This window comes from Enterovirga sp. (assembly GCF_028290205.1).
GTDB lineage: Bacteria > Pseudomonadota > Alphaproteobacteria > Rhizobiales > Beijerinckiaceae > Enterovirga.
In genome coordinates this window covers 1-9,512 of the sequence record NZ_JAQGKF010000217.1, presented here as the reverse complement: position 1 = coordinate 9,512, position 9,512 = coordinate 1, and the positions used below count along the sequence as shown (strand labels likewise).

The 9,512-nt window shown below is 69.9% G+C and carries 11 protein-coding genes; 9 read left to right on the top strand and 2 right to left on the bottom strand.

From position 1 onward, the window contains the following. A partial coding sequence (locus tag JWR86_RS15075) for a DUF2934 domain-containing protein (protein ID WP_299567066.1) occupies positions 1–280 on the bottom strand: 280 nt, incomplete at its 3' end. 147 nt (positions 281–427) lie between these two features. Here JWR86_RS15075 and JWR86_RS15070 point away from each other — a divergent pair. Beyond that, positions 428–1,243, top strand: coding sequence for an RNA methyltransferase (locus JWR86_RS15070; RefSeq protein WP_299567064.1), 816 nt, complete (start codon positions 428–430; stop codon positions 1,241–1,243). A 360-nt stretch (positions 1,244–1,603) separates the two neighbouring features. Next, entirely contained in the window at positions 1,604–2,068 is a 465-nt protein-coding gene (gene ptsN, locus JWR86_RS15065) for a PTS IIA-like nitrogen regulatory protein PtsN (protein ID WP_299567062.1), read from the top strand. 21 nt (positions 2,069–2,089) lie between these two features. Here ptsN and JWR86_RS15060 read toward each other — a convergent pair whose 3' ends face one another. Beyond that, positions 2,090–3,334, bottom strand: a complete 1,245-nt coding sequence (locus JWR86_RS15060; RefSeq protein WP_299567060.1) for an MFS transporter — start codon at positions 3,332–3,334, stop codon at positions 2,090–2,092. Positions 3,335–3,483: 149 nt separating this feature from the next. On the opposite strand from JWR86_RS15060, the gene JWR86_RS15055 reads away from it, so the two are divergent. The 7 genes from JWR86_RS15055 to JWR86_RS15025 all read left to right on the top strand — a co-directional run. Then, complete coding sequence (locus JWR86_RS15055) at positions 3,484–4,566, top strand: TRAP transporter substrate-binding protein (protein ID WP_299567058.1); 1,083 nt, start codon at positions 3,484–3,486, stop codon at positions 4,564–4,566. 49 nt (positions 4,567–4,615) lie between these two features. After that, on the top strand, positions 4,616–5,401 hold the full coding sequence (locus tag JWR86_RS15050; protein WP_299567056.1) for a phosphatase PAP2 family protein: 786 nt from the start codon (positions 4,616–4,618) through the stop codon (positions 5,399–5,401). Positions 5,402–5,476: 75 nt separating this feature from the next. Next, positions 5,477–5,902 carry an OsmC family protein gene (locus JWR86_RS15045; RefSeq protein WP_299567054.1) on the top strand — a complete coding sequence of 142 codons (426 nt, stop codon included), beginning with the start codon at positions 5,477–5,479 and terminating at the stop codon, positions 5,900–5,902. A gap of 81 nt (positions 5,903–5,983) precedes the next feature. After that, the gene (locus JWR86_RS15040; protein WP_299567052.1) at positions 5,984–6,817 is read left to right on the top strand and encodes an inositol monophosphatase family protein; all 834 of its coding nucleotides are present in this window, start codon (positions 5,984–5,986) and stop codon (positions 6,815–6,817) included. A gap of 34 nt (positions 6,818–6,851) precedes the next feature. Beyond that, a complete protein-coding gene (locus JWR86_RS15035; RefSeq protein ID WP_299567050.1) occupies positions 6,852–7,820 on the top strand; it encodes a MotA/TolQ/ExbB proton channel family protein in 969 nt (322 codons plus the stop codon). Beyond that, positions 7,820–8,836, top strand: coding sequence for a peptidoglycan -binding protein (locus JWR86_RS15030; protein ID WP_299567049.1), 1,017 nt, complete (start codon positions 7,820–7,822; stop codon positions 8,834–8,836). Before JWR86_RS15035 ends, JWR86_RS15030 begins: the two co-directional genes overlap by 1 nt. 87 nt (positions 8,837–8,923) lie before the next feature. After that, positions 8,924–9,512 (top strand): UbiA family prenyltransferase (locus JWR86_RS15025; RefSeq protein ID WP_299567068.1); only part of this gene is annotated, 589 nt, incomplete at its 3' end.

Here is a 9,512-nt window from a genome sequence, read left to right as displayed (position 1 = left end):
TGCCCTTGGGGCTGGCGTCCTTCGCGGGCGCGTCCGGGCTTCTTCCGGCCGGGGCTGCCTTCACGCTCTTCGCCGTGGCGGCGGCAGCTGCGGCCGTGGATTCCGCCTTCGGGGAAGCCGCCTTGGTCTTTGCCGTGCTGGACTTTTCAGCCTTGCCGGTCCCACCGAGCTCGGCGGCTGCCTTGGCCCAGTGCTCGTCGGCCTTGCCTTCCTCGCGCCCGCTTTCTTCCCAGATCTCGTAAGCCCGCTGCCGGATCTTACGCTCCCTTTCGGACTCCATGGTGCACCCCGCTCGGCCCGCTGGGGCGATCGGGCCCAGCTTGGCGGTTAAAGACAAGCGACTCGTGTTAGTGATCAAGCCCGGCTACGTCATGCTCGCCCAGCATAAAAGTACGCTCCCGAACGGCAAAACGGGCGAACACCAAGAATGATCCGTATCGACGACCCTGCCGATCCTCGGATCGAGCATTACCGGAGCGTCAAAGACCGGGACCTTTCGGGGCGAGGCGGGCGGTTCATGGCGGAGGGCGAGGTCGTTCTGCGCAACCTGCTCAGCCCCGGCTGTCGCTTCTCGGCTGAATCGATTCTGCTGTCGGAGGCCCGGGCCCGGAGCTCGGGCGACCTCCTGGCCGCGCTGCCGGCCGACCTCCCGGTCTATGTCGCGCCGCAGGTCGTGATGGACGCCATCGTCGGCTTCCACATCCACCGCGGCGTGCTGGCCGTCGCATTTCGGGGCGAACGGCCCACGGCGGACGAAGTCCTGGCGGGGCTGCCGCAGCGCGCCCTCGTGCTCGGCCTCGTCGGCCTCGCCAACCACGACAATGTCGGGGCGGCGTTTCGCAATGCGGCCGCGTTCGGGGCCGGCGCGGTTCTCCTGGATCAGACCTCCTGCGACCCGCTCTACCGCAAGGCTCTGCGCGTTTCGGTCGGCGCGCCTCTGCTGCTGCCGCATGGCTGGAGCGACAATGCGGACGAGATGGTCCGCTCGCTCGAGAGCGCCGGCTTCAGCGTCGTCGCGCTCAGCCCGCAGGGAACGCGCCCCTTGGAGACATGCGCCTGGCCGGAGCGCACCGCGCTGCTCGTGGGCGCGGAAGGACCCGGCCTTCCGGCCTCGCTTCTGGCGCGCGTCGGGACGGTCAGGATCACGATGGCGGGCGGGTTCGATTCGCTCAACGTGGCCACCGCGGCCGGGATTGCCCTGCACGCCGTGCGTACCGGCCAGGCGGCCCGGGCTGGCGATTGACGACCGCGGGGTCAGGATCCACCTTCAGGTAACGCCCCCGTCGAAGGGGTGGTCGGAGGTGGTTCCGATGGCCGTTTGCCTGGCAGGCAGGTCCCTCGGCAGCGGCCATGCGCGGTTCACCCGCATTGGCCGCCCCGGCGAGGTGGGTCGCGCGCAGGCGGAGCTTTGCCGCGGCCGGGCCGGCGAATCGGGTCCCGGCCGGCCCGCTGGTCACAGCGGAGTTAACGTCGTATACGGCCCCGCGCCGCGGGTTGACCGGACGGGTCCGCCCACTGCACGACCACCCAGGCGGCGCTGGCCGAAGGTTTGCTTCGCAGAACGCGGGCCGGTCTCTCCGAACCCCACCCGAGTCATCGACCAATGCCTTTGCTCGACTTCCTGAGCCCCGAGGCTATCGTGCCTGCGCTGAAGGCCAATTCGAAGAAGCAAGCGTTGCAGGACATCGCCGCCAATGCGGCTCGCCTGAGCGGCCGGGACGAACGGGAGATCTTCGACACGCTGCTCCAGCGCGAGCGCCTCGGCTCCACGGGCATCGGCGAAGGCATCGCGATCCCGCACGGCAAGATGCCGAAGCTGGGCCAGCTGTTCGGGCTGTTCGCCAGGCTGGAGAAGCCGATCGATTTCGAAGCGCTCGACGGCGAGCCCGTCGACATGCTGTTTCTGCTGCTCGCCCCGGAGGGTGCGGGCGCGGATCACCTCAAGGCTTTGGCGCGGGTCGCCCGGGTGCTGCGGGAGCCTGGCATCCACGACCGCGTCCGGGCAGCCCGGGACGCGAGCGCGCTCTACGCGGTGCTGACGCACGAGCCCACGCCGCACGCCGCCTAGGCGGGTGCGCGCGGCCGCCGGTCAGGCGGTCGGCTGCGGCAGCGGGGCGGACAAGGGCGGCGCGTCGGCCGGCCTGCGGACATTCATCAGCATCTGCGCGAAACCCGCGATCAGGCCGATCAGCACCGCCGCCTTCCAGGCGACGTCGTAGCTGCCGAGCGCGTCGTAGATGACCCCGCCGGCCCAGGCGCCCAGGAACGATCCGATCTGGTGGCTGAAGAACGCGATGCCGACGAGCGTCGTCATGTAGCGCAGCCCGAAGAGCTCCACCACGAGACCGTTCACGAGCGGCACGACGCCGAGCCACAGCGCCCCCATGGCGGCCCCGAACACGATGGTGGAAGCCGGCGTGGGCGGCGTGAGGAAATACGCCGCGACGAACAGCGAGCGCAGAACATACACGCTGCCGAGCAGGTACTGCTTCGGGTAGCGGCCGCCCAGCCAGCCGAACAGATACGAGCCGATCACGTTGAACAGGCCGATCGCCGCGAGTGCTGCAGCCCCGACCGACGGGTCCATCCCGCAATCGGCCAGGTAGGTCGGCAGGTGCGTCGTGATGAAGACGAGCTGCAGGCCGCAGACGAAGAAGGCCGACGCCATCACGAGATAGCCCGAATGGCCGAAGGCGGACCGCACCACGGCTCGCAGCGATTGTTCGAGCTGCTGGCTGGGCGGCGCTTTTACGCGGTCCACCGCGCCGGCCCCGAGGGCCGCCGGCACCATGACGCAGACGAGGCCGAGAAAGCCGACCATCGCGACCCGCCATCCCGACGTCGTGATCAGCGTCTGCGCCATCGGCGAGGCGACCACGAGGCCCAGCGAACCGAGCGCGGACACGATGCCCATGGTGACGCTGCGCTTCGCCGGGGTGACGGCCCGGGACGCGATGCTCATGGCGACGCTGGACGCCGTGCATGACAGGGCCAGCCCGATGCAGAGCCCGGAGCCCAGCATGAGCTCCAGGGCCGAGGTCGCGTTCATCATCAGGCCGAGGCCGACCGCGTAGACGGCGACGCCGGCGAGCGTGACCCAGCGCAGGCCGAGCCGGTCCGCCACCGCCCCGACGAAGGGCTGCGTGACGCCCCAGACGAGGTTCTGGATGGCCATGGCGAGCGAGAAATCGGCCGTGGTCACGCCGATGTCGCGCACCATGTGCGGCTGGAAGAGCCCAAAGCTCTGCCGCATCCCCATGGCGAGGCTGAGCATAACCGCCGCGCCTCCGAGGATGGACCAGCGCTGGACGGAGTTCAGGCTCGCGGGCGTCATGCTTCCTCCGATTTCGGGCCGTTATGGCACGAATTCCCAGGTCCGGTCTCGCGCATGCGTCGGCCGCTCCCTGCAGCCAGCGCAGACCTTCAGTTCGGCGGCACGGACGGGTAAGGAGCGCGCCGACACTTTGTTTGGAGGGTACAGGAATGGATCGGCGGGCTTTGTTGAAGAGCGGCGGCTTGGCTGCCGCCGGGGCCGCGCTGGCGAGTCCGGCGATCGCCCAGGCCAATCCGGAGGTGCGGTGGCGGATGGCGTCGAGCTATCCCAAGAGCCTCGACACGCTGTTCGGGGCGGGCGCACAGATCGCCAAGCGGGTCGCGGCCGCGACCGACAACAAGTTCCAGATCCAGGCCTTCGCGGCCGGCGAGATCGTGGGCGGGCTGCAGGTTCTCGATTCGGTTCAGAACGCCACCGTGGAATGCGGCTACACCCTGTCGAGCTTCTACATCGGCAAGGACCCGACCTTCATGTTCGAGGCCTCCGTGCCGCTCGGCATGAACACACGCCACCACAACGCCTGGATGCTGCATGGCGGCGGGCTGCCGCTCGTGCGCGACTTCCTGGCCGACTACAACATCGTCAACTTCCCGGCCGGCAACACGGGCGCCCAGATGGGCGGCTGGTTCCGGAAGGAGATCAACACGGTCGAGGACCTGAAGGGCCTGAAGTTCCGCATCGCCGGCATGGGCGGCCAGATCCTGGCGCGGCTCGGAGCCGTGCCGCAGGTGCTCGCGGGCGGGGAGATCTATCCGGCGCTCGAGCGCGGCACGCTGGACGCGGTCGAATGGGCCGGCCCCTACGACGACGAGAAACTCGGCTTCGTGAAGGTCGCCCGGTACTATTACTACCCGGGGTTCTGGGAGGGCACGGCGCAGACGTCGCTGTACGTGAACAAGGACCGGTTCGCCGCGTTGCCGGAGGCCTACAAGAACATTCTTGAGGCCGCCTGTGCGGAGGCCAACATCTGGTGCGTGTCGAAATACGATGCGGAAAACCCCGACGCGCTTCGCCGCGTCATCTCGCAAGGCGCGCAGATGCGGGCCTTCCCGCGCGACGTGCTCGAGGCCGGCTACAAGCAGGCGTTCCAGCTCTATGGCGAGATCGCCGCGCAGAACCCCAAGTTCAAGAAGATCTACGACCACTGGCTGGCCTTCCGCGAGAAGGAGCTGACGTGGTTCCGGATCGGGGAATTCCCGTTCGACTACTTCGTGTATTCGCAGCGGGGCTGAGCGGGCCGCCCGCACGGGACTGGAACGGGATGGTGGCGGAGCGCGCCAGATGGAGCTGAACCGCCACCAGGGCTGGCGCGCCCTCGCCCGCAACATCCCGGGCCGCCTCCGCCTCGACGAGGCCGCCCCGCTGGTCACGCTGGCGCTGGTCGGCCTGTTCGGCTGGGGCTTTATCGAACTGGCGGGCGAGGTCACGGAAGGGAGCACGCTCGCCTTCGACCGGCGCCTGCTTCTGCTGCTGCGCAACCCGGCGAATCTCGCCGATCCGCTCGGGCCCGGCTGGCTGCAGGAAAGCGCGCGCGACATCACGGGCCTCGGCGGGCACGTGATCCTCGGGCTGATCACGCTTGCGACGATCGCCTACCTGCTGATGACGCGGCGGCGCGGGGCGGCGCTGCTCGTGTCGGCCTCGGTCGGCGGCGGCATGATCGTCAGCACGCTGCTCAAGTTCGGCTTCGAGCGGCCGCGGCCCGACCTCGTGCCGCACGCGACCCAGGTCTACACGGCGAGCTTCCCGTCCGGGCACGCCATGCTGTCCGCCGTGGTGTTTCTGACGCTCGGGGCTCTCCTCGCCCGGGTGCACGAGCCGCGGCGGGTGAAGCTGTTCTTTCTGTCGCTGGCCGTGGTCCTGACCATGCTGGTCGGCTGCTCCCGCGTGTATCTCGGGGTGCACTGGCCGTCGGACGTGCTCGCGGGCTGGTGCGTCGGGGCCGGCTGGGCCAGCCTGTGCTGGTACGCGGCGCTGCTGCTGCAGCGAAAGGGCAAGGTGGAGACGGAGGCGCCTGCGACTTCGCCCGCCGCCTCCGCCGGCCCCTCGGGTGTGCCGATTCGCTGAGGCGGTCGGCTTTGCCGTCGACAAATGGCGCCGGACAGCCCAAGTGAGCGGCACCACCAATTCCGGAGAATGGCGATGTCGGTCAGGAAAGCACGGGCGGTCTGGCAGGGTACCGGCAAGGACGGCACGGGCCAGCTCTCGAGCGATTCCGGTGTCCTCGGCGGGACTCCGTATTCGTTCAAGACCCGGTTCGAGAACGAAAAGGGCACCAATCCCGAGGAGCTGATCGCGGCCGCGCATGCGGGCTGCTTCTCGATGGCGCTCGCCTTCCAGCTCCAGGGTGCCGGCTTCGAGCCGACCGAGCTCGCGACGGAAGCCGCCGTCACGCTCGAGAAGGACGGCGCGGGCTTCAAGATCGGCAAGTCGGCCCTGACCCTTCGGGCGCAGGTTCCCGGCATCGACAAGGCCAAGTTCGACGAGCTGGCGAAGGCTGCCAAGGAAGGCTGCCCCGTTTCCAAGCTCTTCAACGCAGAAATCACGCTCGACGCGACCCTCGTCTGAGCTCACCACCAAGCGGGGGGCGGGACGCCCGCCCCTCCCTGCCGGGCGTGAATGGCCCGTCGCACGCCCCCTGGAAGTCACATGATCCGCTCACCCTTGATGACCGTCATGACCGAAGCCGTGATGAAGGCGGCTCGGTCGCTCAAGCGCGACTTCGGCGAGGTCGAGAACCTGCAGGTGTCCCGGAAAGGCCCGGGCAACTTCGTGTCGGCCGCCGACCACCGGGCGGAGGAGATCCTGCGCGCGGCACTGGAGAAGGCGCGTCCGGGCTACGGGTTCGTGCTGGAGGAGACGGGCACGATCGAAGGGTCGGACACGACGCATCGCTGGCATGTCGATCCCCTCGACGGCACGACCAACTTCCTCCACGGCATCCCGCATTTCTGCATCTCGGTCGGGCTCGAGCGCGAGGCCCAGATGGTGGCCGGCGTCATCTACGATCCGGTCAAGGACGAGATGTTCATGGCCGAGCGCGGCAAGGGCGCCTTTCTCAACAACCGCCGCCTGCGGGTCGCTGCGCGGCGCGAGATGACGGAGGCGGTCGCCTATTGCGGCCTGCCGCATCTTGGCCGCCCGGCCCACCCGCACTTCCTGGCCGAGATGGCGACCGTGATGTCGCGGGTCGCGGGGCTGCGCCGGATGGGGGCCGCGGCGCTCGACATGGCCTATGTGGCGGCCGGCCGGGCCGACATCTACTGGGAGCGCGACCTCAAGACCTGGGACATGGCGGCCGGAATCGCCATCATCCGGGAAGCCGGCGGCTTCGTGTCGGATTGCGATGGCGGCGCGGAGCCGATGCAGACCCTGTCGATCTGCTGCGGCAACGAGAACCTCCACCGCGACTTCCTGGCCCTGCTCAAGACGGCCCGCCGGCCCGCTCCGGCGGCCCGCGCCGCGCCGGCGGCGCCGGCTTGATCCGGGGCCCGGGCGGGACCACACTGGCACCGCGATGCTGACCTCCTCGCACCACCGTGACGTGCGGACGCTGTCCTCGCCGCGCATCTACCTCGTCCGCATGGCCGTCTTCCTGATCCTGTGCGGGTTCCTGGTTCTCGTTCTCTACCGGCCGCTGCTGACGGCCTTCTTCGGCAATCCGGGGCTCAACGCGCTGATCCTGGCCGTGCTGGCCGTGGGCATTCTGCTGGCCGTGCGGCAGGTGGTGCGGCTGTTCCGCGAGATCCGCTGGGTCAATTACGTCAGCGGCGCCCAGGGCCGGGTGCTGGCCCGCCCGCCGCGCCTGCTGGCGCCGGTGGCGGCGCTTCTGGGCGAGCCGGGCAGCCCGGCCACGCTCTCCGTCTCGACCATGCGGTCCATGCTCGATTCGATCTCGGCCCGGCTGGACGAGAACCGCGAGCTGGTCCGCTACCTGGCCGGCCTGCTCGTCTTTCTCGGCCTGCTCGGCACGTTCTGGGGATTGATCGAGACCGTGAACTCGGTGGGCCGCATCATTGGCTCGCTGCGGACGGGGGCGGAGGCCTCCATTCTGTTCGACGAGCTGAAGACGGCGCTGGCCGCCCCGCTCGCCGGGATGGGCATCTCCTTCTCGGCCTCGCTGTTCGGCCTCGCCGGCTCGCTCGTGCTCGGCTTCCTCGACCTCCAGGCCGGGCAGGCGCAGAACCGCTTCTACACCGAGCTCGAGGATTGGCTGGCCGCCTCCACGGCGGCGCAGGGCGAAGGCTCCGGCGGCTCGCCGGAGGTGGCGGCCGCGCTCGACCGGCTGGCCGCGGCTCTCGGCCAGGGCAGCGGCGGCACCAACTCCGCCGAGGCCATCGCGAGCCTCGCGGAGGGCATGCAGGCGGCCGTGCGGGAGATGCGGTCGGAACAGCAGCTCATCCGCAAGCTCGTCGAGGCGCAGCTCGACCGGGACCGTGAGTTCCGGGCGCTGGTGGATCGGCTGGCGCGCGAGCCGGCCGGCTGATGGCCGGCGCGTTTCGGCACGGGCGGCGGTCGCAGCTCAATTACTGGCCGGGCTTCGTCGACGCGCTGTCGACGCTGGTGCTGGCCATCGTCTTCCTGCTGTCCATCTTCATGCTCGGCCAGTTCTTCCTGGCCCGGGAGATCAGCGGCCGCGACACGGTGCTGGAACGGCTGAACCGGCAGTTGTCGGAGCTGACCGATCTCCTGGCCCTGGAGCGGTCGAGCCGCCGCCAGTTGCAGGTACAGGTGGATGGGCTCCGCTCCACCATTCAGACCGGCGAGGCGGAGCGGGGGCGGCTCCAGGCCGAGCTCGACGGCGCGGCGGCCGCCGAGCGGCGGGCGGCCACGGCCGGCACGGCGCTGGACACGGAGCGGGCCGCAACGGCCCGGGCCAACGCCACGGTCGACCTTCTGACGCAGCAGATCGCCGCCATGCGCCGGCAACTCGCGGCCCTGGAGGAGGCACTTGCCGCCTCGGAGGGACGCGACCGGGAATCGCAGGCCCGCATCGCCGATCTCGGCAGCCGCCTCAACGTGGCCCTGGCGCAGCGCGTGCAGGAATTGTCGCGCTACCGCTCCGACTTCTTCGGGCGGCTGCGGCAGATCCTCGGCAACCGCAACGACGTCCGCATCGTCGGCGACCGCTTCGTGCTGCAATCGGAGGTGCTGTTCCAGGCCGGCCGGGCCGAACTCCGGCCGGAGGCGGCGGGCGAGCTCGACCGCATCGCCGCCGTGATCCTCGACGTGGCCAAGGACATCCCGCCGGACATCCCCTGGATCCTGCGCGTTGACGGCCACACGGACGCACGGCCGATCCAGTCCGCCACCTTCCCGTCCAACTGGTCGCTCTCGGCTGCCCGCGCCATTTCCGTGGTGCAGTACATGGTCAGCAAGGGGCTGCCGCCGCAGCGCCTCGGCGCGACCGGGTTCGGCGAGTTCCAGCCGCTGGAATTCGGGACCACGGACGAGGCGCATAGCCGCAACCGCCGCATCGAGCTCAAACTGACCGAGCGTTGAGGCGAGGGGGGCGGGCTCTCCCGGGCCCGTGCCCACGGCGCCATCCCGAGCCTGACGAAGCTGAGGAGCCATGAGGACGTGTTCGAGGTGAGGGGCCGGTTCCAAGACCCGGCAGCCGGGAGCGCTGCGGCCCGGGCCGGCGCCGTCGCCGACGCGCCTGCCCGCAACCCGGTCGACCGGTTCGCGCCGGAAGCCTGGCGACCCTGGCTCCGGCTTGCCCGCTACGACCGCCCGATCGGGGCCTGGCTCCTGATGTGGCCGTGCCAATGGTCGGCGGCGCTGGCCGCCATCGCGGCTGGATCCACCCGGCTCCTCGCCGCGCATCTCGCCCTGTTTCTGGCCGGCGCCTTTGTGATGCGGGGCGCGGGCTCCACCTGGAACGACCTGCTCGACCGCGACATCGACGCGGCCGTCGAGCGCACCCGCAGCCGGCCGATCGCCTCCGGCCAGATCCGGCCTCGCCACGCCCTGGCCTTCGCCGTGGCGCAATCGCTGCTCGGGTTTCTGGTTCTCGTTCAGTTCAATCTCTTCGCGATCTGGCTCGGCATCGCCTCGCTCGGCATCGTGGCGGTGTATCCGCTGATGAAGCGCATCATGGGCTGGCCGCAGCTCGTGCTCGGTTTCTGCTTCGCCTGGGGCGCGCTGATGGGCTGGGCGGCCCTGTTCGGCGGCCTCG

What these genes read in the sequence shown, in the direction of transcription:
- ptsN (WP_299567062.1), top strand. Translation starts at nt 1,604, where the DNA reads ATGCCTTTGCTCGACTTCCTGAGCCCCGAGGCTATCGTGCCTGCGCTG.
- JWR86_RS15055 (WP_299567058.1), top strand. Translation starts at nt 3,484, where the DNA reads ATGGATCGGCGGGCTTTGTTGAAGAGCGGCGGCTTGGCTGCCGCCGGG.
- JWR86_RS15035 (WP_299567050.1), top strand. Translation starts at nt 6,852, where the DNA reads ATGCTGACCTCCTCGCACCACCGTGACGTGCGGACGCTGTCCTCGCCG.
- JWR86_RS15050 (WP_299567056.1), top strand. Translation starts at nt 4,616, where the DNA reads ATGGAGCTGAACCGCCACCAGGGCTGGCGCGCCCTCGCCCGCAACATC.
- JWR86_RS15045 (WP_299567054.1), top strand. Translation starts at nt 5,477, where the DNA reads ATGTCGGTCAGGAAAGCACGGGCGGTCTGGCAGGGTACCGGCAAGGAC.
- JWR86_RS15060 (WP_299567060.1), bottom strand. Translation starts at nt 3,334, where the DNA reads ATGACGCCCGCGAGCCTGAACTCCGTCCAGCGCTGGTCCATCCTCGGA.
- JWR86_RS15030 (WP_299567049.1), top strand. Translation starts at nt 7,820, where the DNA reads ATGGCCGGCGCGTTTCGGCACGGGCGGCGGTCGCAGCTCAATTACTGG.
- JWR86_RS15040 (WP_299567052.1), top strand. Translation starts at nt 5,984, where the DNA reads ATGATCCGCTCACCCTTGATGACCGTCATGACCGAAGCCGTGATGAAG.
- JWR86_RS15070 (WP_299567064.1), top strand. Translation starts at nt 428, where the DNA reads ATGATCCGTATCGACGACCCTGCCGATCCTCGGATCGAGCATTACCGG.